The organism is Hyphomonas sp. BRH_c22 (genome assembly GCF_000961795.1).
GTDB lineage: Bacteria > Pseudomonadota > Alphaproteobacteria > Caulobacterales > Hyphomonadaceae > Hyphomonas.
Genome location: NZ_LADU01000030.1, coordinates 1 through 25709 on the forward strand (window position 1 = coordinate 1; position 25709 = coordinate 25709).

Consider the following 25709-nt stretch of genomic DNA (forward strand, 5'->3'; position numbering starts at 1 on the left):
AAGGCCTTCCGCGGCGCCCTCGCCCTGCCCGCGCCGGTCCGCGTCGCCGATCTCGATGCCCGCATCGCCGGCGAAGTCCAGTCCGTGCTGACAGGTCAGGCCGTGCGCGAAGCACTGGACCCGGCCAGCCTGCCCGATGGCGCCTTCTTCGCGTCCGGTGGAACGGCCTTCCTCAAGCAGGGCCAGACCGGGCGGCCATGGTCATTTGGCGGCTATGGCGCCCCCACACCCCTGCCCCCGCAGGCCACACGCCTCACCCCTCAGGCCACCTGCACCGCCCTTGCAGCGGGCTACAGGCCCGCGCTTCACGCCACGGCGGCCTGACTGCGCAGAGGGCTCAGGAGGATTTCAGCCGGTCGCTCACCAGGCCCAGCGGCAGGGCGGTCGTCCGCTTCGCCACGCGTACCACAATGCGCGACTGCACGTCCGACACCAGCGCTGAGCCCAGCAGCTTGTCACGCAGGAAATTGTCATAGGCGTGCATGTCCGTCGTCACGACATGGATCATGTAGTCCACCGCGCCGGTTACCGTCATGCACTCGATCACTTCCGACCAGTTCTGGACGATGGATTCGAAGGCTTCGAGATTTTCCCGGCTCGGCAAGGCCAGTTTGACGCTCGCCATTACTTCAAAGTTCAGGCCGAGGGCAAAATTATCCAGCAGCGTAACGCGCCCGGTAATGAAACCGGCCTCTTCCATACGCTTGATCCGACGCCAGCACGGCGAAGAAGAAAGTCCGACCCGATCCGCAATATCTGCAACTGAAAGACTCGCGTCGCGTTGGATAATATCGAGGATTCGGGCATCGATCGCATCAAGATCTTGGGCCAATTTTCTGCATCCCTCCCGGTTTCAAGGCATATTATGCCTCGAATTACACGGAACGGCGCAAGAAAGGCAAGCAATTTCGTTCGAAATGCCCAATAATCTGCCTTAATGCTATTCAGGATGACACATCCATGAAACACCGTGAAGTTACGCTGGACGACAAATACGAGCTTGTCGAGGGCAATGCCTTTATGACGGGCATCCAGGCCCTCGTCCGCCTGCCGCTTGACCGCAAGCGCCTCGACCGGGGCGCCGGCTACAATACGGCCGGCTTCATTTCCGGCTATCGCGGCTCGCCGCTCGGCGGATATGACCAGCAGTTGCGGGCCGTGCAAGGCCTGCTCGACAGCCATGACATCAAGTTCTGGGAAGGCCTGAATGAAGACCTCGGCGCCACCGCCGTCTGGGGCAGCCAGCAGCTCGGCCTGTTCCCCGGTGCCCGCTATGACGGCCTGTTCGGCATCTGGTACGGCAAGGCCCCGGGCGTTGACCGCACGGGTGACGTGTTCAAGCATGCCAATGCCGCCGGCACGTCGGCGCTGGGCGGCGTGCTCGCCATCATCGGCGACGACCATAATTGCAAATCCTCGACCCTGCCGTCGCAATCGGAATTCGCGATGGCGGACGCAGAGATTCCCGTCCTCAACCCCGCCTCGATCCAGGACGTGCTCGACTATGGTATCCATGGCTGGAACATGAGCCGCTACAGCGGCGCCTGGACCGGCCTTGTCGCCCTGGCCGACACGATGGATTCCGGCGCGGTCGTCAATATTGATCTCGACCGGTTCAGCTTCGTCGCGCCCTCCTTCCACCTGCCTGAATCCGGCGTGCACATGCGCCGCGGCGACACCCCGCTGGAGAAGGAAGCGCGCCTGCGCCATTTCAAGCTGCCCGCCGCGCAGGCCTATGTCCGTGCCAACCGGCTCGACCATGTCATCCTTCCCTCACCGAAGCCCCGTATCGGCGTCATCGTCACCGGACAGGCCGCCCGCGATGTGTTCGAGGCCCTGGCCGCCATCGGCCTTACGCCGGAAGAGGCAGGCCGCCTCGGCCTCACCGTTTTCAAGGTGGCGATGCCCTGGCCGCTGGAACCGGAAGGCGTGCGGGAATTCTGCGCCGGTCTCGAACGTGTTGTCGTCATCGAGCACAAACGCCCGCTGATCGAGGAACAGCTGAAGGCTGCCCTCTATGACCTGCCGGATGCAAAGCGCCCGGTCGTGGAAGGCAAGCGCACCGCAGGGGGCCAGCCGCTCCTGTCCGACGTCGCCTCCATCACAATCCCCGAAATGGCCGCCGCGCTGATGAAGATCATCCCGGCAGGCTGGGACACGTCCCGCGCCGATGCCTATTTCGACCGCGTCGGCCGCGCTGGCGAGGCGGCGCGCAGCAATGCGTCGCCCACCATCCGCAGCCCGCATTTCTGCTCCGGCTGCCCGCACAATACGTCCACCACCGTGCCCGAAGGCTCGCGCGCGCTGGCCGGTATCGGCTGCCATTACATGGCGAACTTCATGCCCGACCGGAAGACGGACATGACCAGCCAGATGGGCGGCGAAGGCATCGCCTGGGTCGGCCAGCATTGGGCCACCGATGAAGACCATGTCTTCGTCAATCTCGGCGACGGCACCTATTCGCATTCCGGCAGCCTCGCCATCCGCGCGGCCGTCACGTCCGGCGCGAAGATGACCTACAAGATCCTCTACAATGACGCGGTTGCCATGACCGGCGGCCAGCATGTCGAATCCGGCCAGACACCTGCGCAGATCGCCCAGCAGGTCGAGGCCGAAGGCGTCGAGACAATCGTCATCGTGACCGAAGACACCACCCGTTATGCCGGCGTGAAACACCTGCCCCGCCGCGTGAAGATCTATGACCGCGAAGACCTTGAGGACGTGCAGGTCATGCTGCGCGCCACGCCCGGCGTCTCGGTGATGATCTATGACCAGATGTGCGCCACCGAGAAGCGCCGCCGCTCCAAGCGCGGCCTCATCGCGCCCGACCGCGTGCGCGTCATCATCAACCAGGAAGTCTGCGAAGGCTGCGGCGACTGTTCGGTCAAATCGAACTGCCTGTCGGTGGAGCCGGTCGAGACCGAGCTCGGCCGCAAGCGCCGGATCAACCAGTCGACCTGCAATACCGATCTCTCCTGCCTCACCGGCTTCTGTCCGAGCTTTGTCACCGTCAAGGATGGCGAACCGGCCTGGACCGGCGAAACCCGCCGCGCGTTCGACGCCTCGAACCTGCCTTTGCCCGAGACACCGCCCCTCGCCACCCCCTGGAACGTCCTGTTCACCGGCGTTGGCGGCACAGGCGTCACCACTGTCGCCGCCGTGCTGGCCATGGCCGCCCATGTCGACGGCAATGCGGCCTCCTCGCTCGACATGACGGGCCTTGCCCAGAAGGGCGGCCCTGTCCTCTCGCACATCCGCTTCGCGCGCGAACCGCAAGACATCTCCACCGGCCGCGTTCCGCCCGCCAGCGCCGACCTCATTATCGCCTGCGACCTCGTCGTTGCGGCGGGCGGTGACGCGCTCCTGCTGATGGACCCGGGTCGCACGGCGGCCTATGCCAATTCCGACGTGACACCGACCAGCGAATTCATCCGCAACCGGTCCAAGCGTTTCGAGAGCGATCTCCTCGCTGCCCGCGTCAAGCGCCAGGCCCGCGATTTCGGCGCCTTCGATGCCGAGGCACTCGCCGTCGGCTACCTGCATGACGCGATCTACACGAACATGATCATGGTCGGCTATGCGTGGCAGAAAGGCGCCGTGCCCGTTTCGCTGCGCGGCCTTTACCGCGCGATCCGCCTCAACGGCACCAAGACCGATGACAATATGGCCGCGTTCAATATCGGCCGCATCGCTGCCGCCGCGCCGGAACGCCTCGCCCAGCAGCATGACCCGCGCGGCCATCTTGAGCCGAAAACGCTGGACGAACTGATCGACGACCGCGCCGCCCGCCTCGTCGCCTACCAGAACGAGGCCTATGCCCAGACCTATCGCGACGCCGTTGCGCAGGTCCGCGCGGCCGAGGAGGCTGCCGGCCTCGGAGACAAGCTCTCGCGCACGGCTGCGACCTATGCCTACAAGCTGATGGCCTACAAGGACGAGTATGAAGTCGCCCGCCTCTACACCAATGGCGCATTCGCCACCCAGCTCGCGAGCCAGTTCAGGGGCGGCAAGCTGCACTACTGGCTGGCGCCGCCCATGATTTCGAAGAAGGACAGCCACGGCCACCTGAAGAAGAAGCATTTCGGCGGCTGGATGATGCTCGGCTTCAAGGTTCTGACGAAACTGAAGGGCCTGCGCGAAACGCCGTTCGACCCGTTCGGCCGCACCGAAGAGCGCCGCATGGAACGCGCCCTGCGCGACACCTATCTTGAAACCCTGCACACGCTGGCCACCGGCCTGACCGCGAAGAACCACGCGCTTGCCGTGTCTCTTGCCGAAATTCCCGACGACATTCGCGGCTATGGCCACATCAAGGACGCCGCCGTGGCCGTCGCCAGCGAAAAGGAAGCCGCGCTGTGGAAGGGCTGGCCGACTGGCGACATGCCGAAAGAGAAGACCACGCTGATCGCTGCGGAATAGACCGGCTTAATCCGCCTTGGTGACCTCCACGTCCACGATGCGGCCCTTCTTTTCGATCTTCTTGAGCTCGCGCTCAAGATACTTGACCTTGACCGTCTTGCGGATGTGTTTCGTGCGGCCGGAACGGGTTTTCAGCGTGACGTCCAGATGGGCCATCTCGTCCTGCCCGTCCAGCACATCGCCCGTGGTCCGCACCGCAGTGCCCCCGACATAGACCACGCCCTTGCCCGCCACCTCCGCCGCATCCACAGCAAGACCCACAGGCACCGTGACGATCTTGGTCGCGATACAGGCTGGCAGCGAGAGGAAGAGTGGCACAAGCAGGAGCGCCTGGAACGGTTTCATGGGCAGGGTCACTTTCCGGTTTAATGGGAGCCTAGGCGGCCCGTGTCTGGCGTCCCAGATAAAACCCCGTTACCGCGCCAGCGCCTCGTCGATCAGTCGGGCCGTATTCCCGGCGCCATAGAGCGCCGCGAAACTGCCAAAGCGCGGCCCCTGGCTTTGCCCGAGCAGCACTTCATAGAGCGCCTGGAACCATTCGCGCAGGTTCTCGAAGCCATGGTCCTTGCCGATGGAGAAGGTCAGCGTCTGCAGGTTTTCCGGCGTCGGCTCCTCATCGAAAGCTGCCAGCCGCGCAGAGAGGTCCGCCATGGCGGCGCGCTCCTGCTCCGTCGGCGCACGGTATGTCTTCGCGGGCAGGATGAAGTCCTGATAGTAGCGCATGGCATAGCCTGCGAGACTGTCGAGCAGCGGATGCGTCTCGGCCGAGGCCTCCGGCGCATAGCGCGAAATGAAGCCCCAGAGCTGGCTCTTGTCCTCCGGATTGGCCACGGCCACGAGATTGAGCAGCAGCGCAAAGCTGACCGGAACATCCGCCTTCGGCGGGTTGCCGGAATGAATGTGGAAGACCGGGTTTTCAAGCTGCCGGGCCGGTTCCTCGTTCGGATAATTTTCGAGGAAGGTCAGGTACTCGTCCACGGTTTTCGGGATCACGTCGAAATAGAGCTTCTTCGCCACGCGCGGCTTCTGGAACTGGAACAGGGACAGGCTCTCGTCCGGCGCATAGGCGAGCCATTCTTCAACAGAGATGCCATTGCCCTTGGACTTGGAGATCTTCTCGCCCTTCTCGTCCAGGAACAGTTCGTAGACATATTGTTCCGGCGGACGGTGGCCGAGTATGCGGGCGATCCTGGAATAGATCGGCGCATTGGCCTGATGGTCCTTGCCGAACATTTCGAAATCGACGCCGAGCGCGGCCCAGCGCATGCCGAAATCCGGCTTCCACTGCATCTTCACATGCCCGCCGGTGACCGGCAGCGTTACCTCGCTGCCATCCTCGTCCTCGAAGGTCACTTCACCCTTGGCCGCATCGACATGCTTCATCGGCACATAGAGGACCCTGCCCGTCGTCGGCGAGATCGGCAGGAAGGGCGAATAGGTTGCCTGCCGTTCGGCGCCAAGTGTTGGCAGCATCACCGCCATGATCTCGTCGAACTTTTCGGCCGCGCGGCGCAGCATCGGATCGAAGCGGCCGGACTTGTAGCATTCGGTCGCCGAGACGAATTCATACTGGAAGCCGAACTGGTCGAGGAAGGCACACAGCCGCGCGTTCATGTGCGCGCCATAGGAGGCATGGGTGCCAAACGGGTCCGGCACCGAGGTCAGCGGCAGTTGCAGGTAGTCTTCGAGGCTTTCAGGGTTTGGCACCGTTGGCGGCACCTTGCGCATGCCGTCCATGTCATCGGAAATGCAGATGAGGCGCGTCTGTATCTTGCCACCTGTCAGCACTTCGAACGCATGGCGCACCATTGTCGTGCGCACGACTTCCCCGAATGTGCCGATATGTGGCAGGCCTGACGGCCCATAGCCGGTTTCGAACACGACGGGATCGCCCGTCTTGCGCTCTCCCGCCTTGACCTGCTGGCCGACCCGCTTTTCCAGCGCGCGCGCCAGTTCAAACGGCCAGGCCTTGGCAGATTGGGCGAGCGTGGACAGTTCGGTCATGTCGGTCAGGTTCCGTGGCTGTTTCAAGCGGACAGCCTGTAGTCACAGGCCCGGCAGGGGTCAACTCGGACACGACGCCTGATGCGTAAAACGCGCTTGACAATCATTCGCAAGTTACTGCAAATGGTTCTCATGATCATCTGTGTCTGCAACCGTATCAATTGTTCCAGCGTCCGCGCCGCGGTCGATGCCGGTGCGCGCAGCCCTCAGGCCGTGCAGGCACATCACGGGTGCAAGTTCAATTGCGGAAAATGCAGCTGCTCGATCGGCGAGATCATTTCGCAGGAAATGGACCGCAAGGCGCCATCGCCTGCCCTCATGGCCGCTGAATAAATCATCTGGTTGAGACTGCGTTTCAACACGATGTGAGACTGTGTCTCACTTGCAGATGAACTTGTTTTTATTCGAGAATTCGTTGCTATCGCCGAGCGATTCACCTATTCCGCGAACAGACCCATTACTTGCGCAGGAGTGCCCCATGAAAGGCGACACCAAAGTCATCGAGTTCCTGAATCTCTGTCTCAAGAACGAGCTGACAGCGATCAACCAGTATTTCCTGCATTCCCGGATGCTCAAGGATTGGGGCGTGAGCAGGCTCGCGGAATACGAACACAAGGAATCGATTGAAGAAATGCATCATGCCGACTGGCTGATCGAGCGCATTCTCTTCCTCGGCGGCCTGCCCAACCTGCAGGACCTCGGCAAGCTGCACATCGGCGAGAGTGTGCAGGAAATGCTGGAATGCGACCTGAAGATGGAAATGATGGCCATCCCCCTGCTCAAGGACGCAATGGAACATGCCGAAAAGGTTCGTGACTATGTCAGCCGCGACCTGTTCGGAAAAATCCTCCACAATGAGGAAGAACATGTCGACTATCTCGAAACCCAGTTCGACCTGATCGAACGCATCGGCATCGAGCGCTACACGCTGCTGCAATCCGAAGCGAACGGCTCCTGACATAAAAAAGCCGGCCCTACATATGGGGCCGGCTTGATGTCTTCCTGGCGCCGCGCGCTAGTTGAACGTGTCGGTCGGATTGAGCCTTGCGTGGATCGGCCACTTGGCAAAAGCCAGGTAGGCAAAGGCAATCAGGTTCACGAGCGGGATGAGCATCAGCAGCGACCATGCGCCGTTGAAGCCCGCCTTGCTCCATATCTTCCAGTAGCAGACGATGAAGAAAATGATCATCGCCAGGTAGATGATACCAATGACCACAAATGCGGCTGAATTTCCGGAATCCATGGGTGCGTCCTCCTCTGCATGGCCCGGGGCGGATGAAACCAAGCTTTGCGGCATTTGCCAAGCGCCTTGCCGGGGCGACGGGCCGCTCTGCAGGCGCTAAATGCTCACGGGACGGAATGATGAGGCCTGCGCCATGGCCCATTCAGTGGCGAGATTGGTATCATCCGGGGCGTCAAGCAACGCGTCCCTTTCAAGCAGGTCATAGGCCTGGTGGGCCGGCTGCACCAGGTCCTCCGTAACCCGGTGCATGACGTGGCGCGGCGTCAGCTCTGAGGGATGATGGCACCCGGCCGCGCCAACAACTTCCATCAGGGCCTTCACCGTGTTGCGGTGAAAATTGTAGACGCGTTCCGCCTTGTCGGCGACGACGAGCCCGCGCTGGCGCCCCTTGTCCGTGGTCGCAATCCCGGTCGGGCAGGTATTGTTGTGGCAGTTGAGCGACTGGATGCAGCCAAGCGAGAACATGAAACCGCGCGCCGTATTCACCCAGTCGGCTCCGAGCGCCATGGATGATGCCAGCGCAAAGGCGCTCGTCTGCTTGCCTGCACAGGCAAGACGGACATGATCCTTCAGTCCCGTGCCGATCAGGGCGTTGCGTGTCAGAACCAGTCCCTGACGCAATGGCGCGCCGACATGGTCCAGGAATTCTGCCGGCGCAGCGCCCGTGCCGCCCTCCCCGCCATCCACGACCATGAAGTCTGTCCGGATGCCTGTCTCGAGCATCGCCTTGCACAGCGCCAGGATCTCCCAGCGATTGCCGACGCAAAACTTGATACCGACCGGCTTGCCGCCTGACAGATCCCGCAGGCGCGCAACAAAGGCCATCATTTCCAGAGGTGTCGAAAACGCCGAGTGTGCGGGCGGAGAAAAGCACGTCTCGCCAATCGGTATTCCCCGAGTCGCAGCGATCTCGGCCGTTACCTTCGCGCCCGGCAGAACGCCGCCATGGCCGGGCTTGGCCCCTTGGCTCAGCTTGATCTCGATCATCTTGATCTGAGGGTCTTTCGCAACGTCTTCAAAACGCGCTGGATCAAACGAGCCATCGCGCGCGCGGCAGCCGAAATAGCCAGAGCCGATTTCCCAGACAAGATCAGCGCCGCCTGCGCGGTGATATGGCGATACGCCGCCCTCGCCGGTATCGTGGTAGAAGTTCCCCTTCTTTGCCCCGGCCGACAGCGCTTCGATCGCATGCGCACCCAGCGCGCCGAAACTCATGGCGGAAATGTTGAACACGCTGGCAGAGTAAGGCTGCGCCGTACCCGGCGCACCGACGCTGATACGCGGGCAGTCTTCGACATTGTGCTTCGCCGCGATTGAATGCGCGAGCCATTCATAAGGCGGCTTGTCGATGTCGAGCTGGCTGCCAAACGGTTCGACCGACGACACGTTCTTCGCGCGCCGATAGACAAGCGCGCGTTGCTCATGATTGAACGGCCGGCCCTCCGTGTCGCTCTCGACGATGTAGGACCGGAAGAAAGGCCGCAGCTCTTCCGCAATCCACCTGATATGCGCAAGGATCGGGAAGTTGCGCCACAAGGTGTGACGCCGCTGAAAAAAGTCATAGAGGCCAAGCAGCGCCAATGGTGACGCTATCCCTCCCAGCACGACCATCAGGGGCGACAGGCTTCTGCCTGTCATCAGGGCAAGAACAAAACTGATCGCAAAAAGGAGAATAAAAGCGGATGGCAATAGGCGCGTCATTGCGTTTTCCTGAGTCGGAGAGAATAGTCAGAAGCATGCCAACCCTAGCCTGCCTTGGATACGCCACAAGGGAAGATATGCGCTAAGAGCTCCACCCATCCTGTCACGGAAAGGCCGAACACATGAAACTCCTTATGCCACTCGCAGCGCTCACCCTGCTTGCACTGCCCGCCTTCCCCCAAATCGCTACCAGCATCCCAAGCCATGACTATCAGGAAGACATGTTCGTGACGCCTTACTGGACGCGGCAGCCCGTGATTGAGGCAATGGGCCAGGCGAATATGGAGGTCGCCCCGAACCGTGCAAACTTTGACGTCACTTATCTTGAAATCGACAAAGATGCGAATGACGCCATGAAGCTGGCTGTCGAAAGGGGGCGGCTGGCCTATGACACGATCAAGGCCGTCGCTGGGGACAGCGCAATCGTTCAGACATCCGTCGACGTGCGCCCATACTACGAACAGTATCGCGACAAGACTGGCAACCGGATTGAAAATGAACGCGCTGACAAGGTGAAAGGATACGAAGCCCGAGTCAGCGTGTCAGTCGAGGTCGATGATGTCAGTCTTGCTGGAAAAGCACGTGCGGGCGCTTTGGCCCTTGGCCCGGAAAACGCGTCGCGGCTGAATACATTTCTGCAAGCCACGACCGAGTTGAACCGGGCGGCCTATGAAGAGGCCATAAAGGACGCCGCCCTGCGCGCAGGGGCCAGTGCGGCCGCGTCCAATGCGACGCTTGGGCGCCTGCTGGTCGTGCAGGAGGGGAACGGACCTTGTCTTGGCAAATGGTCGAACACTCCAGGCATGGTAAGCCGCAGCCCATCTCCGGCTCCGGCAAGAGAACAGGAAGAGTATTCAACATCGCGCTTGCAGACGGTAACTGTGACGGCCTCGAAAATAGGTGGCGAAGAAGTGACGATCACGCAAGCCGACATTGATGCGCTGAACCTGCCATCGGATGAACCTAAACAGACGATCTCCTCAAGTGTGTGCACCATCTACGCAGTAAAGGGCGATTAATTCATTCCGTCTACAGATTTTCCCGTTGAGGCATTTGCTTTAATTCAGCTGCCGGGGTTGCCGACCTGTGGAAATCACGTTTAAAGCACCATACGCATCAAGAGATTCGTGTAGTCAGATTACGTAAGACAAAAACCGCCCGCTTCCGGGCCCATTGAGGAGACACTCCCATGGCAAAAGCAACCAAGCCAAAAACCAAGAAACCCGCCGCCGCAAAGAAGGCAGCACCTGCACCGAAGATCGCTGCGCCAGCCAAGGCGCCAACAGCGAAAGAAGTGCTGATGGAAAAATACGTCACCGACCTGAAAGAGAAAGTCGGTGAAGCCCGTCCCGACATGGCGCTGCTCGAGGCTGCCGTGAAGGCGTCTGGCCCAACCATCTACAAATCGGACACGGCAACGATCGCCGCTTCCGACAAGGACGAACTTGCACGCGTTCGCAAGGGCTTTGTCGCGAAGAAGCTGGGCGTCACGGACGAAGCCAAGGCAGATGCCGCCATTGCTGACGCCATTGCGAAGTATGGCAAGTCGGTTCGCGCCAAGCACCGCCCTGTCATGTACTACCTGATCGCCAAGGCGCTCAAGAAAGGCTCAGCCCTCAAGGGCTAGCCGTTCGATCCGCTCGCGGAAAAATAAAAGCCGGGCACAGCATGGCTGGCCCGGCTTTTTCATGTCTGGATTCGAAGGGGGATCAGAAACCCTGTAGCCGCGCGTAGCGGTCGCGATGCCAGCTGGCGCTGCCATAAAGTGCTTCCTGTACACGCGCGCGTTTCATGTAGAGGCCGGGATCGGCCACGTCGGTCATGCCGATGCCGCCGTGCATCTGGACGCATTCGTTCGACACAAGGTGCACAAGCTCGCCCGCCTTTGCCTTGGCAAGGCTTGCCAGTTCGGCCACGTCACCCTTGCCGGAATCAACGGCGGCCAGGGCCGCAGCCACGCAGGACCGGGTCATTTCCAGTTCGACGAACATTTTGGCGGCGCGATGCTGCATCGACTGGAACGAGCCGATCAGCTGGCCAAACTGCTTGCGGCTCTGCAGGTATTCCAATGTCATCTCGAATGCGGCCGCAGACGATCCGAGCATCTCGGCGGCCAGGCCAATGGCGGCACGGTCCAGCACCGGTTCCAGCACATCCGCACCTTCATCGACGGGGCCAATCACAGCGCCTTCCTTGACCATGACATCCTCGAACGTCACATGCGCGGCGCCATGGGAATCGACCGTTTTCAGTTCCTGCACCGTCACGCCCTTGGCATTTGCCGGCACGAGAAACAGGGTAATGCCGTGGCGGTCGCCAGCCTCTCCGAATGTGCGGGCAACGACGATGAACATTTCGGCATCATGGCCGCCGGGCACGAAACGCTTCATGCCGTTCAGCGTATAGCCCTGGCCATTGCGTTCGGCCTCAGTCGCGACATTCAGCGGCGAGAAATGCGCGGACTCGTCAAGCGCCAGTGCGAAAGTCGTCTCGCCGGTTGCGATCTTTGGCAGCCATTCAGCCTGCAGCGCCTTGCTGCCGCCGAGCTGGATGGCTGACGCAGCGATCAGGGCCGTCTGCAGCAATGGCGTCGCCGCCAGTGTGCGCCCCTGCGCTTCGAGGATCTGTCCAAGACCCACGAGGCCAAAATGCTCGCCGCCCGGCTCGTCCGGAATGATGACACCGAAGAAACCAAGCTCTGCCAGTTTCCTGCGGGTGTCAGCGTCGTGGCCATTGGCACCCTTGTCGCGCAGGGTGCGCAAATGGGTCACTGGCAGCTCATCGCGTACAAATGCCAGGGCGGTGTCGCGCAGCATTTCCTGGTCTTCAGTCAAAACGAAGCTCATTTCGGCCCTCCAATGGACATTACTTTGCGGGGCGCGTCTTGCCATGCCATGGCGTCTTCCAGACGGTCATTGCCCCAGAACATTTCGCCGTCACCGGCAAAGAAAGTTGGCGAGCCAAACACGCCGCGGCGGATGGCTTCTTCTGTATTGGCCTTGAGTTCGGCCTTGATCTCGTCAGTGCCGGATCGCGCCAGCACCGCGCCTGAATCCTGCCCGGCCGATTCAATGCAGCGGGCGATGACGTCCGGTTCGGAAATCAGCGCGCCGCGCGCGAAGTTCTCAGTGTAGACCGCCTTGACGAATGCAGCGCGCGCTTCCTTCGCAAGCGCGAGCGTACAGCGCGCCGCGAGAAGTCCACTCTGCGGGAACGCCACAGGCGTCTGCAGCGGCAATCCCTCTTTCGCGCAGACGCGCGCAAGATCGCGCCACATGTATCTGCCCTTCACGGGAACGGCATTGAACGGACTGTCGGTCAGCCCCTGCTGCGCATGGAACAAGGGCCCGAGCAGGAAGGGTGTCCACTCGACCATGTGCCCCGCCTTGCTGGCGAGCGCCTCTATCCGCATCGCTGCCGGATAGGAATAGGTCGATGCAAACTCGAACCAGAACTCGATCACGCCCATGGCTACTGATGGTCTTTCAGTCCCAGAACGCGCTTGGCGATGACATTCAGGTTGATTTCGCTGGTGCCGCCCTCGATCGAATTGCCTTTTGAGCGCAGCCAGCCACGGGTGGCCTTCATCGCGCTTTCGTCAAAGCCCTCCCCTTCCCAGCCGAGGCCTTCCGAGCCGAGTGCCTCGATCAGGAGTTCATGGCGATCCTGGTTCATCTTGGCCGCGCCGTATTTCAGGATCGAGGCTGTGTGGCCAACCTGCTGGCCGGCCTTGGCCTGTTCGGTCTGGCGCTGGACGGTGAGATTGAAGGCCTTGGCATACATCTTGTGGTCTGCGATGCGTCCGCGCAGATCGCCATCGGCGATCCGGCCTTCGCTGTCCGTGCCGACATGCATCTTGGCATATTCTTCCGGGCCGAGAATGCCAGAGCCGCCGGTGCCGCCAAAGCCGCCAGCCGAAATCGACGAGCGTTCGAACTGGAGCAGGCGTTTGGCAATTTCCCAGCCGCCATTCACCCGGCCGACCAACTGGTCCTTGGGCACTTTCACATCGGTGAAGAAGGTTTCGCAGAAGGGCGACGAACCGGAGATCAGAAGGATCGGCCGTGCTTCAACGCCCGGGCTCTCCATGTCGAACAGGATGAAGCTGATGCCTTCATGCTTTGACGATGTGTCGGTGCGCACAAGGCAGAAAATCCAGTCGGCCTGATCAGCATAGGAGGTCCACACCTTCTGGCCGTTGATCAGGTAATGGTCGCCCTTGTCTTCGCACCTGGTCTGCAGGCCGGCAAGATCGGAACCGGCGCCCGGCTCTGAATAGCCCTGGCACCAGCGCGTCTTGCCTTTGACGATATCCGGCAGGAACCGCTTCTTCTGTTCCTCATTGCCAAACTCGAGCAGGGCTGGACCGAACATCCACAGGCCGAAGGAAAAGAGTGCAGGACGCGCCCGGATGCGGCGCAACTCTTCCTGCAGGACACGGTTCTGTTCCTTGTTCAGTCCGCCGCCGCCATACGCAGCTGGCCATTCCGGGGCCGTCCAGCCCTTCTCGCCCATCCGTTCCAGCCAGATCTTGGAGTCCGGGTTGACGAATTCTCCCTTCCTGCCGCCCCAGACGATTTCCTCGTCTGTCATCGGCGTGCGCATTGAAGGCGGACAATTCGCTTCCAACCAGTCACGCACTTCGGCGCGAAACGCGTCCAGATCTTCGGTGACGTCATAGGCCATGGCGGCGACTCCTCAATTGTCAGGCATTGTGTCTGAGGAGACCCTAGTTCTCCATCGCAGGCTCGCCAAGCCTGACGCCGGGTAAAATTGGCCGTGCGGGCTTCGGGCGTGCGGGGGCGCCATGCGGGGTCTTCGCCCAGAAATGCGGCGCGTGGCACAGACCATAGATGGCACGGGCCATCGCGACGGATTGCAACGGCCAGTAAAACGGCGATGTCAGTGCGGACAGAACCTTCCCTGCTGTCGGCCTGCCCGGCGCCGCAAGGCCCGCGCCGATACCGCAGGCATAGGATACCAGCATCAGGCCCATCCCCAACGGACCCAGCGTCAGTCCCGGCACCAGGCCGCAGACCAGGCACCAGACCGCCCAGGGCCCGTGCACTCTCGCAGACAGGATCGCTGCCCCAAGCGTCAGCTGCATGGATACAAAGCCGGCGACGCCCATCTCCCTCATCGAACTGCGCGGCCGCAGCATCAGGACGAGCCGGGTCTGCAGGAAGCCCTTGAGCCAGCGCGAACGCTGCGCCAGCCACACGCCAAACTGGTGCGGCGGCGCCTCCAGCGTCGGCGGCGAAATCATGCCGACGCGTGCGCCGCGCCGGGCGAGGCGCAGGCCGAGGTCGGCATCCTCGGTGACGTTCCATGCGTCCCAGCCTCCACGAGCCGGTCGCGCCGGAAATGGTTGCTGGTGCCACCCAGCGCAATCGGCCTGGAACGCCCTCTTGCAGGCAGACAGCCGATAAGCACAAGCGCGACTCGAAAGGCGAGGATGGCGGCAAACAGGATGAGGCCAAGCCACATCAGGATGCTGACCGCAGCGAGCGGGGCCAACAGGCCTGCAAGGCCGGCCAAAACCAGAATCCGCCTGGCAATCACAACCTGCGATGGCCGAAGAGCGATGCGGGCGGACTGTCCGGGAAACGCCCGGCCAAAGCCAAATGCCGCTTCATCCGCCACACGCGCGTCCGGCTCCGGCAGGGTCACAAATCCTTGCCGGGCGGTCCATTTCGCTCGAATGAAAAGAACCCATCCGCACCCATCACCGTAGAAAAGGCCTGTGGATAAGTTCGGCTACAACCCAGAAGCAGTAATCGTTTCGGTTACGAAACAATCTTCTAAAAAATCGCTCCGGTCGAACGCTGATGCAGAAAAAGCTTGAGCGTTTGCTAGAATGTTCTATGTTTGTTCCATGACTGACCTGCACGTTGTCTGGTTCAAGCGCGACCTCCGGGTCCACGATCACGCGCCACTTCTCGCAGCAGTGGCCAGCGGCGCGCCCGTGCTGCCGCTTTACATTTTTGAACCCGGCTTCTGGGCACAGGCCGAACATTCCCGGCGTCAGTTCGATTTCCTGATGGAAAGCCTCCAGAGCCTGGACGAAGCGCTGAAGGCGCGGGGGTCGGCATTGTGCCTGCGCGTCGGCAGCGCGGCAGACGTGTTGGCCGACCTTCACAAGCGGCATGGTCTCGCTGCGATCCACGCGCATGAGGAAACCGGCTCACAATGGACCTATGACCGTGATCGCGCTGTACAGCGATGGGGCCTCAAGGCAGGCGTCGCGTTCCGCGAGCAGCCGCAGAACGGCGTTGTCAGGCGCCACAATGACGCCGAGGCCTGGAACCGGCACTGGGAAGCTTTCATGAGCCTCCCGCGCCCGAAGGCGCCCGAGAGTCTCATGGCCGCGAACGTACCGGCGGGCGAATGGCCCATCGCAGAGGATTTCGGCCTGCCGCAGGATCCCTGTCCCGGTCGCCAGCCCGGGGGCCGGGCCGAAGGGGTTGAACTGCTGCGCTCTTTCCTTGCCGCGCGCGGCCGGCGCTATCGCATCGACATGTCGAGCCCCCAGGCCGCCACCGGCGCGTGCTCGCGCCTGTCGCCGCATTTCGCATTCGGCACCGTATCGATCCGGGAAGCCTGTCAGGGCGCGATGCGCGCACGGGCCGACCTGGAACTTGATGGCGATTCAACGTTCGCTGCATCACTGGACGCGTTTCTGTCGCGACTTCAATGGCATTGCCACGACCTTCAAAAGCTCGAGAACCAGACTTCGCTGAGCGGACGCAACCTGATGGGCGAACCCGATGTGCGGCGCGACGTGTTCTCTGACGGTGACCCACGTCTCGAAGCATGGATCAACGGCCGCACGGGCTTTCCCTTCCTTGACGCATGCATGCGTTCGCTCAACCAGACCGGTTGGCTCAACCACCGCGCACGCGCCATGGTCATGGCTTTCGCCTCACAGCATCTCTGGATGGACTGGCGCCATCCCGCCGCACGTCTCGCTGCCCTTTTCACCGATTTCGAACCGGCAATCCATTATCCCCAGGCGCAAATGCAATCAGGCGCAACCGGATCGGCTATCCCGAGAATCTACAATCCTGTGAAGCAATCTCTCGACCACGACCGCGACGGCACGTTCATCCGGCATTGGGTGCCGGAGCTGGCCACGCTTGCGACGGCCCACATTCATGCGCCGTGGGACGCGCCCAAGGCTGAACTGGCCCATGCCGGGATCGTTCTGGGGCAGACCTATCCGATGCGCATCGTCGATCACATGGCGGCGGCCCGGGAAGCCCGGGACCGAATCTATTCGGGCAGGGCGCGCCCCGCCCGGTCCCATGGTGCCGTGCCGGAAGCGGCACGTTCCCGGCAGCCCAGCCCGGCCAGGAAACAGAAAGCGGTCGCCCCGAGCCGGGCTCCGCAGCAACTCGCCTTTGATCTTCAAATGCCTGACAGGGCCGATTCGGGTCATTCTCCGTCCGTCTGAAACAGAATCAGGCGCGAAGTTTTCATAATGAATCCGATTTAACGGGCCTTGAACCGGCTCCCCATGCTACCATATCGAAAAACAACGAGGCATAAGTCCCGGATTTATCTAGAATTTATCTTTTTTCGATAAATTTTTATTGCTTTTCGATAATTCCTATCCTATCTTGTTTGTGTCGACGGCGGAATGGTTCGCCCAAGACAGTCAAACCAAGCAAGAAGGACTAGAAGAACATGCCCCCCCGCGCCCGTCTTAACGACATCGAAACCCCTGCCCCGGCCGCCAAGATGGCTCATGCCATCCTGACCGGCGCGGCAACCGCCCGGTCAATGCCGGCCAATGATGTCAGCCTCGGGGGGCGACCTGCCTTGCTCGTCCGCCGCCGCCGCCGCCTCGCACGCCGCGAAGCCCGCTGACACGTCTGCACCTGACCGGCGCTGCGCCATCTGCCCCTCGGGGCGCAGCGCCGGTTTTTCTTCCCAAACAATAAAAAGGACCAAAGAGATGAAACGCCCCCTTATCGCCGCCGCCTTGGTCGCTGCCTTCCTTGCCGCTCCGGCGCTCGCTGCGAGCAATGACTTCGAGATGGCGGTCACGTTTGACCGCGCCAATGCCGAAACGCCTGAAGGCGCATCCGTGGAGTACAGGAAAATTCGTGCGGAAGTCGTCGAACGCTGCGCGGCTGAACACGCAAACTTCCAGGTTGGACAGGATCTGGCTACGACGCTTTGCACCGCGCAAACGATGAACAAGGCCATTAGCGCGATCAACATTCCCGCGCTGACGGAAGTTCATGCCGCCAGAATGGCTGGCTGAACACGACAGGAGCCGCGCTCTCCGGCGACGCCGCCTCTCCCCTGACCCCGCTCGCCTGTGGCTCCCGACGCCATCCTGCTTCTTCTCCAACAAGCAGGGTGGCGTCCTCGTTTGCGGGATATATCAGGCTGTACCGGCTTCCCGATAGTCCCTCGCCCGCAGGACATCCGCCAGCCGGAAATGCACCGGCAGAAATGCGCCGTCTTCATCGGCCTCGAACAGGGCAGCGCACGAGGTCGGGAATTTTTCCAGCAGGCGTTCTGAACTCGTGAAGTCGCTGCTGCCACCTTCCCGCATGATATTCAGAGCAAAATCGTGCAGGCCCGGATTGTGGCCGATCACCATCAAGGTCGACGCACTGTCATTCTGCCGAACGGCATCGGCGATACCGCGGAGGCCCGACAGGTAGAGCGACTCCATTGGCCGCACGCGTTCCCCTTCGACCACTTTGGCAACTTCGGAACAGGTCTCGCGAGCCCGGCGGGCCGTCGACACCAGAATGCGAGCCGGACTCCAGCCCTGCGAGACGATTTCCTCGGCGATGCGGCGGGCATCCAGATGTCCCTGTTCGGTCAGCGCCCGGCCGAAATCGTCGATGCCCTCGGCCCAGGCCTCGGTCTTGGCATGCCGCATCAGGATCAGGCGTTTCATGGGCGCTTCTTGCTCGCTTTGCCGGGACCATTAGAAAAACTGATCGACACCTTCAGGTGCCGCGCATTGGTTATGCTGACCTTAGGCACCATTTTCGCTCCAGAAATCAAGTGATAGGAGTTTGAATAATGAGCCTTCTGATTGGCGATGTAGCCCCCGACTTTGAAGCCGACACCACGGAAGGCCGGATCAAGTTTCACGAATGGGCTGGGCAGGACTGGGTTGTGTTCTTCTCCCACCCCGCTGATTTCACCCCTGTCTGCACGACAGAGCTCGGCTACACAGCAAAGCTGAAGGATGAATTCGCCAGGCGCGGGGCCAAGGCGCTGGTTGTATCCGTCGACAGTGTTGAGGATCACAAGCGCTGGATCAAGGATATCGAAGAGACCCAGAATGCCAGCGTGCAGTTCCCGATCATCGCCGATACCGAACGCAAGGTCGCCACACTGTACAACATGATCCACCCGAATGCCGACGCAAAGGTCACAGTGCGCGCGGTCTATGTGATCGACCCAAACAAGAAGATCCGCGCCTCGATCGTCTATCCGCCAAGCGCCGGCCGCAACTTCGACGAGGTCCTGCGCCTGATCGACAGCCTGCAACTGACCGACAATTACAAAGTGGCGACGCCCGTGAACTGGCGCGATGGCGAGGACGTGATCATCGTGCCGTCCCTGACCGATCCGGACGAGATCGAGCGGCTGTTCCCGAAAGGCTACAAGGCCGTGAAGCCCTATCTGAGATACACGCCGCAGCCCGGCAAATAGCGGCGGCTTCACCCCCTTCCCACCCTCCCACCGCCACCCGGACCTCCATCGCTTTCCATACGCGACTGCCACCTTGACGATCCTGCAGGCCTAACCGCTAGTAGGGTAAAAGGCGGGAGAGCAGGATGGGCAAGTTTACACGGCGGGCCGTGCTGGGTGCGGGTGCCGCGCTTGTCGCCGGAGCCGCCTATGGTGTCCATTCACTGCGCAAGCGGCCAAGCGCCGCCCCGCTTGGATTTGAGCTAAGTGCAGAAGAGCGCGACCGCGGAGCGGCTTTCCTGAAAGCCCATCCAGCCGTGGATGCCCATGCCCATCCCGGACAGACATTCGTCCGCGGTGGCAGTGGCCTGCCGCCCTTGCTGCAGGTCTATTCTGCCAAGGGCACTTTCGAGGCACGCACCGTGCGCGACATGGTCGAAGGCGGGCTCGCCGCATCCAGTTTCGCTGCAGTGGCCGATTTCAACGTGCTTGACCTGTCAAAGGAAGAAGGGCTCATCGAGCGCCGTGATTTCAATGAAGGCGAGGCCTGGGCGAGCTACAAGATCCAGATCGCCAATCTGAAGAAACTGGCGAGCGACGGACTGGTGACGCCCCTGTCCGCGCCGGGCGAAATTGACGCCGTGAGGGCGACCGGCCGTCCGGGCGCGATCTGGACTGTTGAAGGTGCAGATTTCCTTGGCGGCTCCAGCGATCGGCTGCAGGAAGCCCATGCGGATGGCGTGCGCTCGATCACGCTGGTGCACTACCGCGCCAATGAGATAAGCACTCCGATGACCGACGCGGGCGATGATCGCACGCTTTCACCAGCAGGCGAATCCATCGTGCGCGAAATGAACAGGCTCGGCATGCTGATCGACCTCGCCCACATGCCGGAGACCGCTGCGCGCCGCGTTCTGGCGCTCACGGACAAGCCCGTTATGTTCTCGCACACGCACATCAACAGCGCGGACATGAGCCATCCCCGCTTTATTTCGGCAGGCCTGGCCCGGGACGTCGCCGCGACCGGCGGGCTGATCGGCGCCTGGCCGAGCGGTATCGGCATCAGCGACCTGTCCGGTTATGCCGACCGCATCTTCCAGCTGATCGAGGCCGTTGGCATCGATCATGTCTGCATGGGCACCGACATGGATGCCAATTACAAGCCGGTCTTCGACGATTACCGCCGCCTGCCGGACCTTGCCGGCCTGCTGCTGAAGCGCGGCATGGGCGAGCCGGAAGCAGCGCAGTTCTTCGGTGGCAACCTGCTGCGCGTATGGCAGCAGGGCATGGTCGCCTGAAACCCGTGACGTGTGAACAGCGGACCGGCCGTGTGCAGGCGCCTGAAACGTCCTCTTGAGTCCGGCCCCCGAAGCAGGCAAAGAGCTTTCCCATGACAGACACACTCCCCGACCGCCTGAGCGTCAATCCGAAAAGCCCTTACTATGACGAGGCCCTGCTGCTGCGCGGCGTTGGCGTGCGTTTCAAGGGCGAAGAGAAAACCAATGTCGAGGAGTATTGCGTCTCCGAAGGCTGGATTCGCGTCTCCGCCGGCAAGGCCGTCGACCGCAAGGGCAATCCCCTGACAATGCTGCTCAAAGGGCCGGTCGAAGTCTGGATCAAGGACGACCAGGCCGAAGCCTGATTGCGCTAGAGCGCCAGTTCCATCTTGCCGTTCACAAGCCGCGTGTAGTCGTCGACCAATGCGTGGCTGATTTCGGCCGGCTTGTAGGTATGCGCGCCGATCTCCGCAACCGGCGTGATCTCGGCGGCGCTGCCCGTGATGAAACATTCCGAAAAGCTCGCCAGCTCGTCCGGCATGATCGCGCGCTCGATGACTTCAATCTGGCGGGCCCTGGCGAGCTTGATCGCCGTCTGGCGCGTCAGCCCGTTCAGGAAGCAGTCAGGTGTCGGCGTGTGCAGGACATTGTCGCGCACGAAGAAGATGTTCGCGCCTGTCGCTTCGGCAACCTGTCCCCGGTAATCGAGCATCAGCGCGTCAGCATAGCCTGCCTTTTCGGCGGCATGCTTGGACAGAGTGCAAATCATGTAAAGGCCGGCCGCCTTGGCGTGGCATGGCGCGGTGTCGGGGGCCGGGCGGCGCCACTCGGCGTGCGTCATCCGGATGCCCTTCATCTTGTCGGCAAAATAGTCGCCCCAGGCCCAGACGGCCACGGCGAGGTGGATCGTGTTGTTCTGCGCCGAAACGCCCATCATCTCCGATCCGCGCCAGGCGATGGCGCGAACATAGGCGCTGTCCAGCCCGGACTTTGCCAGGGCTTCCCGCTTGGCCTCTTCCAGCTGCTCGACGGTAAACGGGATCTCAAACCCCATGATGCGGGCGGAATTGTGCAGGCGCTGCGAATGGTCGAGAGAACGGAAAATCCTGCCGCCATAGGCCCGCTCGCCTTCGAACACCGCGGACGCATAGTGCAGCGCGTGCGTCAGGATGTGTACCTTGCTGTCACGCCAGGCGACGAACTCGCCGTCCATCCAGATGTACCCGTCGCGGTCGTCAAAAGGGATACTTGCCATGGATTTCAGCGCTCCTCGCTTGCACTTTTTATGTATTCGCGTTCATTTCAGACTATGGCCCCTGACGTCAACCTGAACAGACCATTCGATCCGCGCCTTTTCCTGATGGATCAGGAACTTGACCGCGGCGTCGGCCTGCTGCTGGCGGGTGGGCGCGAACTCATGTCTGCCGCAGAATCGGCCCGCAGGAAAGCCGGACTGAGCAAGCCAGAGATGCAAATTCTCATATCGATCCGGTATGAACCCGGCCGGACCGTGAGTGAAATGCGCGAAGCGCTGGGCATGACGGTACCCACTTTTGCGCGTCTGATCGGCGAGCTCGACACCCGCGGCCTGATTGAGCGCGAACGCGAAGAACGGGACGGACGCCGCCGCACACTGATCCTGTCGGATGCCGGGGTCACGCTGACCACCCCGATTGCCATCGTCCTGCGCGAACGCCTGCGCCTCGCCTTCCGGGCAGCGGGCCCGGACTCTGTGGCCGGCATGCGGCTCGCGCTTGAGGCGCTGTCCAGGTGAGACGGTCATGAAGGATCCTGCCCACATTCTCGTTGTCGATGACGATGACCGCATCCGCGACCTTTTGAAACGGTTCCTGGCGCGTGAAGGCTACCGAGTCACGACCGCCAGCGATGCCGCATCGGCGCGCCGCATGCTGTCCAGCATGGCGTTCGATCTGGCGATACTGGACGTCATGATGCCCGGCGAGGACGGCCTCTCCCTGCTGGCCGGCATGCGCGAAGGCAAGCAGAAGGATACGCCCGTCATGCTTCTGACCGCCCGGGACCAGGCGAGCGACCGCATAGCAGGCCTGAAAACCGGTGCAGACGACTATCTGCCAAAGCCATTTGAGCCTGAAGAACTGGCCCTGCGCTGTGCGGCCATCCTGCGCCGCTCGCAAAAGGACACGCCGCCCGAAGAGGTCGAAATGTCGGGTCTCGTGTTCAATGCGGCCCGCGGGGAATTGCGCGAAGGCGACAAGCGCATCCGTCTGACCGATGCCGAACTGCAATTATTGACCGTGCTCGCGGCGAAAGCGGGTGAGCCCGTTGACCGTGAAGACCTTGCTGCACTCACATCTGCAGGGATGGAACGCTCTGTCGACGTGCAGGTCACCCGGCTGCGCCGCAAGATCGAGCCCAACCCGCGTGAGCCCATCCATATCCAGACCGTGCGAGGCATTGGCTATCGCCTGATGCCGGATTGAGACGCCGCATGCTTCGTCTGAGAGACATCACGCCGCGCGGGCTGTATGCGCGCAGCCTGCTTTTGGTTGTCGTGCCCGTCGTGCTGATCCTAGCGCTGATGACCTGGTACTATTACAATAGCCATCTCGCCGAGGTGAACCGCAAGCTGGCCCAGTCGATCGCCCGTGACGCTGCGCTGATCCAGTCCTATTGCGATGCCCGCCCTGACACGCCCATCACGCGCGAGCGCCTCGAAGGCGACCTCGACGTGACGTTCGAATGCGACCATGTCGATCCGGAGTCAGGCGCCCCGGATCTGACGCGCACCTTTGCCTATGGCCGAACCCTGCGGGAGGAACTCGAAACACGCCTGGGCGTACCGGTTGACGTCAGTCTCGACCCGGCGACCATGCTCCATTTCCGCTTCCCTTCCGGCAACGATACCGTGGAAATCCTGATCGAACGCAAACGGGCCCTGACGGTGAACTCCCACTTCTTCATCGTCTGGGTGATCGCATCCTCCCTGCTGATGCTTGGCCTCGCTGTCGCCTTCCTCAACCAGCAGGTCCGCTCGATCCTGCGCCTCTCCGAAGCCGCGCGCGCCTTTGGACGGGGGCGCGATGCCCCGGGCTTCCGGCCGTCCGGGGCGACCGAAGTGCGCGATGCCGCCCGCGCGCTGCTCGACATGAAGAGCCGCCTGACCGCATTTGCCGACCAGCGAACAGCCATGCTGGCGGGCGTCAGTCATGACCTGCGTACGCCGTTGACGCGCCTCAAGCTCTCGCTCGCCATGATGGAGCCGACCGAAGAACTCCGCGCCGCCCAGTCAGACCTTGATGACATGGCCATGATGCTGGACGAATACCTGACCTTCGCCCGCGGCGAGGAGGGAGACGAGGCCGTCACGCTGGACCTCGCCCAGCTCGTCCGCGAAGCGGCCTCGGGGTTTGGGGCGCATGTCGCCGTTGTCGGCCCGGACGCCATGCGCGTGACCGGGCGCCCCCTCGCCCTCAAGCGGGCAATCAACAACCTGATCTCGAACGCGGTCAGATACGCGACCGACATCCGTGTCACCCTGGTCGACGGCCCCCACGCTGCAGAGGTGCACGTTGACGACAATGGCCCCGGCATCGCCGCCGAGCGCCGCGAAGAGGCGTTCCGCCCATTCTCACGACTGGACGAAGCGCGCACCCAGAACACGTCGGGCACCGGACTGGGACTGACCCTTGCGCGCGACACGGCAAGGGCGCATGGAGGGGACCTGCGCCTGTCGGACAGTGTTCTCGGGGGATTGCGTGCCAGTTTGCGCCTGCCTCATTAGCCGGAACGCATTGCAAGACAGCACCCCTTTTCACGCCCCCGTCATCTGGAGACACCATGTCGACATCCGCTGCCAAACTGATCATCCGCAACGCAACACCCGCCGATGCAGGTGCGATGATCAGCCTGTCGGAACGCATTTACGGCCCTGGCATGGGCTATACGCGCGACAACCTGCTCGGGCATATCAACCGCTTCCCCGAAGGCCAGTTCGTGGCCGAATACGAAGGCAGGATTGTCGGCCATTGCGCCACATTCATGATCAATTCCGAAATCGCCTTCGCCCCGCATACGTGGGACGAAATCACTGGCGTCGGGTTTGCCGCGCGGCATGATCCGGAAGGCGATGTGCTGTATGGCATGGACGTCGGTGTCGATCCGGAATTCCGCCGCCTGCGGATTGGCCAGCGTTTCTACCGGGTTCGCCAGGAATTGTGCCAGTACCTCGAACTGAAGGGTATCGTGTTCGGCGGCCGCATGCCCGGCTATGCCCGGCGCGCCAAGGAGTATCCGAACCCGGCCGATTATGTGGCCGCAGTGGTCGGATCGAAACTGAAGGACCAGGTGATTACCTTCCAGCTCCGGCAGGGATTTGAACCGATTGGCGTGCTGAAAAACTACCTCGATGGCGACACGGCCTCGATGAACCACGCCACGCACATGTTCTGGAAGAATCCGCTGGCTCAGGAAGAAATCAAGGCCAAGCCAAGCCTCGGTGGCACCCATCTGCCTGAAAGCGTCCGCATAACCACGGTCCAGTTCCAGATGCGGAAAATCCAGGCGATCAGCGAATTTGAGACCCAGGTCGAATATTTTGTCGACATCGCATCTGACTACCGGTCGGACTTTGTCGTCTTCCCGGAACTCTTCACACTGCAATTACTGTCGCTGGAGAAAACACCTCTGGCGCCGATCGACGCCATCGAGAAGATCTCCGAATATACACCGCGTTTCATCGAATTCATGGAGAAGCTCGCGGTCTCCTACAACATCAACATCGTTGGCGGATCGCACCCGAGCAAGATGCCGAATGGCGACATTCTCAACATCTCGTATGTCTTCCTGCGCGACGGATCGGTCCATACGCAGCAGAAGCTCCACCCCACACCGTCCGAACGGCGCTGGTGGAATATCCAGGGCGGCAAGGGCAACACCGTCATCCAGACCGATTGCGGCCCGATCGGCGTGATGATCTGCTATGACAGCGAATTCCCGGAACAGGCCCGCCACCTCGTCGATCAGGGCGCTCTCATCCTCTTCGTACCGTTCTGCACGGACGAACGCCGCGGATACCTGCGCGTGCGCTATTGCTGCCAGGCCCGCGCAGTCGAAAACCAGTGCTATGTCGTCATGTCCGGTGTCGTGGGCAACCTGCCGAATGTCGAGAACATGGACATCCACTACGCTGAAAGCTGCATTCTGACACCGTCAGACTTCCCGTTCTCGCGTGATGGCATTGCAGCCGACACACCGGCCAACACGGAAACGGTTGCCCTTGCAGACCTGTCCCTCTCCGACCTGCTGACCGCACGCCAATCCGGCGCCGTGCAGAACCTCAAGGACCGCCGTTTCGACCTGTACCAGGTGGCGTGGACCAAGGGCAGCTGACGCTGAGGCAACCTGAAAGTACGCTGTTT

27 protein-coding genes and 1 pseudogene are annotated in these 25709 nt (G+C 61.8%); 16 read left to right on the plus strand and 12 right to left on the minus strand.

The features are described from left to right. A pseudogene (locus VR74_RS04210) lies at positions 1-324 on the plus strand (hypothetical protein); the annotation flags it as partial. Between the two features lie 13 nt (positions 325-337). On the opposite strand, the gene VR74_RS04215 reads toward VR74_RS04210, so the two are convergent. Further along, positions 338-832, minus strand: coding sequence for an Lrp/AsnC family transcriptional regulator (locus VR74_RS04215; RefSeq protein ID WP_045694677.1), 495 nt, complete (start codon positions 830-832; stop codon positions 338-340). Positions 833-960: 128 nt separating this feature from the next. On the opposite strand from VR74_RS04215, the gene VR74_RS04220 reads away from it, so the two are divergent. Next, on the plus strand, positions 961-4419 hold the full coding sequence (locus VR74_RS04220) for an indolepyruvate ferredoxin oxidoreductase family protein (RefSeq protein ID WP_045694679.1): 3459 nt from the start codon (positions 961-963) through the stop codon (positions 4417-4419). Positions 4420-4425: 6 nt separating this feature from the next. On the opposite strand, the gene VR74_RS04225 is transcribed toward VR74_RS04220, so the two are convergent. Together VR74_RS04225 and VR74_RS04230 are read right to left on the minus strand one after the other, a co-directional pair. Further along, positions 4426-4764 (minus strand): DUF6726 family protein, encoded by a 339-nt coding sequence (locus tag VR74_RS04225; protein ID WP_045694680.1) that lies wholly within the window; start codon positions 4762-4764, stop codon positions 4426-4428. Positions 4765-4833: 69 nt separating this feature from the next. Continuing rightward, positions 4834-6423: a lysine--tRNA ligase gene (locus tag VR74_RS04230; protein ID WP_045694682.1), complete on the minus strand. Its 1590-nt coding sequence runs from the start codon at positions 6421-6423 to the stop codon at positions 4834-4836. A 123-nt stretch (positions 6424-6546) separates the two neighbouring features. On the opposite strand from VR74_RS04230, the gene VR74_RS04235 reads away from it, so the two are divergent. Beyond that, positions 6547-6756: a (2Fe-2S)-binding protein gene (locus VR74_RS04235; RefSeq protein ID WP_299949573.1), complete on the plus strand. Its 210-nt coding sequence runs from the start codon at positions 6547-6549 to the stop codon at positions 6754-6756. Positions 6757-6901: 145 nt separating this feature from the next. Beyond that, positions 6902-7381 carry a bacterioferritin gene (gene bfr, locus VR74_RS04240; protein ID WP_045694683.1) on the plus strand — a complete coding sequence of 160 codons (480 nt, stop codon included), beginning with the start codon at positions 6902-6904 and terminating at the stop codon, positions 7379-7381. A 57-nt stretch (positions 7382-7438) separates the two neighbouring features. Here bfr and VR74_RS04245 read toward each other — a convergent pair whose 3' ends face one another. Both VR74_RS04245 and VR74_RS04250 read right to left on the minus strand, forming a co-directional pair. Continuing rightward, the gene (locus tag VR74_RS04245; protein ID WP_045694685.1) at positions 7439-7666 is read right to left on the minus strand and encodes a hypothetical protein; all 228 of its coding nucleotides are present in this window, start codon (positions 7664-7666) and stop codon (positions 7439-7441) included. A 96-nt stretch (positions 7667-7762) separates the two neighbouring features. Further along, positions 7763-9367, minus strand: coding sequence for an FMN-binding glutamate synthase family protein (locus VR74_RS04250; RefSeq protein WP_045694687.1), 1605 nt, complete (start codon positions 9365-9367; stop codon positions 7763-7765). A 122-nt stretch (positions 9368-9489) separates the two neighbouring features. Between VR74_RS04250 and VR74_RS04255 the strand changes: the two genes are divergently transcribed. Continuing rightward, entirely contained in the window at positions 9490-10386 is an 897-nt protein-coding gene (locus VR74_RS04255) for an SIMPL domain-containing protein (protein WP_299949575.1), read from the plus strand. Positions 10387-10556: 170 nt separating this feature from the next. Beyond that, positions 10557-10994, plus strand: a complete 438-nt coding sequence (locus tag VR74_RS04260) for a DUF2853 family protein (protein ID WP_299949577.1) — start codon at positions 10557-10559, stop codon at positions 10992-10994. Positions 10995-11076: 82 nt separating this feature from the next. Here the strand turns inward: VR74_RS04260 and VR74_RS04265 are convergent, their stop codons facing one another. From VR74_RS04265 to VR74_RS20495, 5 genes are read right to left on the minus strand one after another with little or no spacing between them, the layout of a single operon-like run. Beyond that, the gene (locus VR74_RS04265) at positions 11077-12213 is read right to left on the minus strand and encodes an acyl-CoA dehydrogenase (RefSeq protein ID WP_045694689.1); all 1137 of its coding nucleotides are present in this window, start codon (positions 12211-12213) and stop codon (positions 11077-11079) included. Continuing rightward, the gene (locus VR74_RS04270) at positions 12210-12836 is read right to left on the minus strand and encodes a 2-hydroxychromene-2-carboxylate isomerase (RefSeq protein ID WP_299949579.1); all 627 of its coding nucleotides are present in this window, start codon (positions 12834-12836) and stop codon (positions 12210-12212) included. The genes VR74_RS04265 and VR74_RS04270 overlap by 4 nt, the downstream gene beginning before the upstream one ends. 2 nt (positions 12837-12838) lie before the next feature. Beyond that, positions 12839-14053 (minus strand): acyl-CoA dehydrogenase family protein, encoded by a 1215-nt coding sequence (locus VR74_RS04275; protein WP_045694691.1) that lies wholly within the window; start codon positions 14051-14053, stop codon positions 12839-12841. A gap of 43 nt (positions 14054-14096) precedes the next feature. Next, positions 14097-14666 (minus strand): hypothetical protein, encoded by a 570-nt coding sequence (locus VR74_RS04280; RefSeq protein ID WP_299949592.1) that lies wholly within the window; start codon positions 14664-14666, stop codon positions 14097-14099. Continuing rightward, the gene (locus VR74_RS20495) at positions 14630-15037 is read right to left on the minus strand and encodes a hypothetical protein (RefSeq protein WP_299949594.1); all 408 of its coding nucleotides are present in this window, start codon (positions 15035-15037) and stop codon (positions 14630-14632) included. The genes VR74_RS04280 and VR74_RS20495 overlap by 37 nt, the downstream gene beginning before the upstream one ends. 205 nt (positions 15038-15242) lie before the next feature. Between VR74_RS20495 and VR74_RS04285 the strand changes: the two genes are divergently transcribed. From VR74_RS04285 to VR74_RS04295, 3 genes are all read left to right on the plus strand, one after another. After that, the gene (locus VR74_RS04285) at positions 15243-16820 is read left to right on the plus strand and encodes an FAD-binding domain-containing protein (protein ID WP_045694731.1); all 1578 of its coding nucleotides are present in this window, start codon (positions 15243-15245) and stop codon (positions 16818-16820) included. Between the two features lie 233 nt (positions 16821-17053). Next, positions 17054-17236: a hypothetical protein gene (locus tag VR74_RS04290; protein ID WP_045694693.1), complete on the plus strand. Its 183-nt coding sequence runs from the start codon at positions 17054-17056 to the stop codon at positions 17234-17236. Between the two features lie 88 nt (positions 17237-17324). After that, entirely contained in the window at positions 17325-17636 is a 312-nt protein-coding gene (locus VR74_RS04295) for a UrcA family protein (RefSeq protein ID WP_045694694.1), read from the plus strand. Between the two features lie 123 nt (positions 17637-17759). On the opposite strand, the gene VR74_RS04300 is transcribed toward VR74_RS04295, so the two are convergent. After that, positions 17760-18287, minus strand: coding sequence for a histidine phosphatase family protein (locus VR74_RS04300; protein ID WP_045694696.1), 528 nt, complete (start codon positions 18285-18287; stop codon positions 17760-17762). A 128-nt stretch (positions 18288-18415) separates the two neighbouring features. Here VR74_RS04300 and VR74_RS04305 point away from each other — a divergent pair, with 128 nt between their 5' ends. The 3 genes from VR74_RS04305 to VR74_RS04315 all read left to right on the plus strand — a co-directional run bounded on the left by VR74_RS04305 (position 18416) and on the right by VR74_RS04315 (position 20675). Next, entirely contained in the window at positions 18416-19054 is a 639-nt protein-coding gene (locus tag VR74_RS04305) for a peroxiredoxin (protein WP_045694697.1), read from the plus strand. A gap of 125 nt (positions 19055-19179) precedes the next feature. Next, positions 19180-20331: a membrane dipeptidase gene (locus VR74_RS20500; protein ID WP_299949581.1), complete on the plus strand. Its 1152-nt coding sequence runs from the start codon at positions 19180-19182 to the stop codon at positions 20329-20331. Positions 20332-20423: 92 nt separating this feature from the next. Next, on the plus strand, positions 20424-20675 hold the full coding sequence (locus tag VR74_RS04315; RefSeq protein ID WP_045694699.1) for a DUF3297 family protein: 252 nt from the start codon (positions 20424-20426) through the stop codon (positions 20673-20675). 5 nt (positions 20676-20680) lie between these two features. Here VR74_RS04315 and VR74_RS04320 read toward each other — a convergent pair whose 3' ends face one another. Then, entirely contained in the window at positions 20681-21565 is an 885-nt protein-coding gene (locus VR74_RS04320; RefSeq protein WP_045694700.1) for a branched-chain amino acid aminotransferase, read from the minus strand. A gap of 54 nt (positions 21566-21619) precedes the next feature. Here VR74_RS04320 and VR74_RS04325 point away from each other — a divergent pair, with 54 nt between their 5' ends. The 4 genes from VR74_RS04325 to VR74_RS04340 are packed head-to-tail and all read left to right on the plus strand — an operon-like array spanning position 21620 to position 25680. Beyond that, a complete protein-coding gene (locus tag VR74_RS04325; protein ID WP_045694702.1) occupies positions 21620-22084 on the plus strand; it encodes a MarR family winged helix-turn-helix transcriptional regulator in 465 nt (154 codons plus the stop codon). Between the two features lie 7 nt (positions 22085-22091). Then, positions 22092-22772 carry a response regulator transcription factor gene (locus VR74_RS04330; protein ID WP_045694703.1) on the plus strand — a complete coding sequence of 227 codons (681 nt, stop codon included), beginning with the start codon at positions 22092-22094 and terminating at the stop codon, positions 22770-22772. Between the two features lie 8 nt (positions 22773-22780). After that, positions 22781-24073, plus strand: coding sequence for an ATP-binding protein (locus VR74_RS04335; protein ID WP_299949583.1), 1293 nt, complete (start codon positions 22781-22783; stop codon positions 24071-24073). Between the two features lie 56 nt (positions 24074-24129). Continuing rightward, complete coding sequence (locus VR74_RS04340; RefSeq protein WP_045694706.1) at positions 24130-25680, plus strand: bifunctional GNAT family N-acetyltransferase/carbon-nitrogen hydrolase family protein; 1551 nt, start codon at positions 24130-24132, stop codon at positions 25678-25680. Positions 25681-25709: the final 29 nt, after the last annotated feature.

What these genes read in the sequence shown, in the direction of transcription:
- VR74_RS04255 (WP_299949575.1), top strand. Translation starts at nt 9,490, where the DNA reads ATGAAACTCCTTATGCCACTCGCAGCGCTCACCCTGCTTGCACTGCCC.
- VR74_RS20500 (WP_299949581.1), top strand. Translation starts at nt 19,180, where the DNA reads ATGGGCAAGTTTACACGGCGGGCCGTGCTGGGTGCGGGTGCCGCGCTT.
- VR74_RS04235 (WP_299949573.1), top strand. Translation starts at nt 6,547, where the DNA reads ATGGTTCTCATGATCATCTGTGTCTGCAACCGTATCAATTGTTCCAGC.
- VR74_RS04260 (WP_299949577.1), top strand. Translation starts at nt 10,557, where the DNA reads ATGGCAAAAGCAACCAAGCCAAAAACCAAGAAACCCGCCGCCGCAAAG.
- VR74_RS04270 (WP_299949579.1), bottom strand. Translation starts at nt 12,836, where the DNA reads ATGGGCGTGATCGAGTTCTGGTTCGAGTTTGCATCGACCTATTCCTAT.
- VR74_RS04250 (WP_045694687.1), bottom strand. Translation starts at nt 9,367, where the DNA reads ATGACGCGCCTATTGCCATCCGCTTTTATTCTCCTTTTTGCGATCAGT.
- VR74_RS04320 (WP_045694700.1), bottom strand. Translation starts at nt 21,565, where the DNA reads ATGGCAAGTATCCCTTTTGACGACCGCGACGGGTACATCTGGATGGAC.
- bfr (WP_045694683.1), top strand. Translation starts at nt 6,902, where the DNA reads ATGAAAGGCGACACCAAAGTCATCGAGTTCCTGAATCTCTGTCTCAAG.
- VR74_RS04300 (WP_045694696.1), bottom strand. Translation starts at nt 18,287, where the DNA reads ATGAAACGCCTGATCCTGATGCGGCATGCCAAGACCGAGGCCTGGGCC.
- VR74_RS04315 (WP_045694699.1), top strand. Translation starts at nt 20,424, where the DNA reads ATGACAGACACACTCCCCGACCGCCTGAGCGTCAATCCGAAAAGCCCT.
- VR74_RS04230 (WP_045694682.1), bottom strand. Translation starts at nt 6,423, where the DNA reads ATGACCGAACTGTCCACGCTCGCCCAATCTGCCAAGGCCTGGCCGTTT.
- VR74_RS04275 (WP_045694691.1), bottom strand. Translation starts at nt 14,053, where the DNA reads ATGGCCTATGACGTCACCGAAGATCTGGACGCGTTTCGCGCCGAAGTG.
- VR74_RS04225 (WP_045694680.1), bottom strand. Translation starts at nt 4,764, where the DNA reads ATGAAACCGTTCCAGGCGCTCCTGCTTGTGCCACTCTTCCTCTCGCTG.
- VR74_RS04295 (WP_045694694.1), top strand. Translation starts at nt 17,325, where the DNA reads ATGAAACGCCCCCTTATCGCCGCCGCCTTGGTCGCTGCCTTCCTTGCC.
- VR74_RS04335 (WP_299949583.1), top strand. Translation starts at nt 22,781, where the DNA reads ATGCTTCGTCTGAGAGACATCACGCCGCGCGGGCTGTATGCGCGCAGC.
- VR74_RS04305 (WP_045694697.1), top strand. Translation starts at nt 18,416, where the DNA reads ATGAGCCTTCTGATTGGCGATGTAGCCCCCGACTTTGAAGCCGACACC.
- VR74_RS04220 (WP_045694679.1), top strand. Translation starts at nt 961, where the DNA reads ATGAAACACCGTGAAGTTACGCTGGACGACAAATACGAGCTTGTCGAG.
- VR74_RS04265 (WP_045694689.1), bottom strand. Translation starts at nt 12,213, where the DNA reads ATGAGCTTCGTTTTGACTGAAGACCAGGAAATGCTGCGCGACACCGCC.
- VR74_RS04340 (WP_045694706.1), top strand. Translation starts at nt 24,130, where the DNA reads ATGTCGACATCCGCTGCCAAACTGATCATCCGCAACGCAACACCCGCC.
- VR74_RS04290 (WP_045694693.1), top strand. Translation starts at nt 17,054, where the DNA reads ATGCCCCCCCGCGCCCGTCTTAACGACATCGAAACCCCTGCCCCGGCC.
- VR74_RS04245 (WP_045694685.1), bottom strand. Translation starts at nt 7,666, where the DNA reads ATGGATTCCGGAAATTCAGCCGCATTTGTGGTCATTGGTATCATCTAC.
- VR74_RS04325 (WP_045694702.1), top strand. Translation starts at nt 21,620, where the DNA reads ATGGCCCCTGACGTCAACCTGAACAGACCATTCGATCCGCGCCTTTTC.
- VR74_RS04285 (WP_045694731.1), top strand. Translation starts at nt 15,243, where the DNA reads ATGACTGACCTGCACGTTGTCTGGTTCAAGCGCGACCTCCGGGTCCAC.
- VR74_RS04330 (WP_045694703.1), top strand. Translation starts at nt 22,092, where the DNA reads ATGAAGGATCCTGCCCACATTCTCGTTGTCGATGACGATGACCGCATC.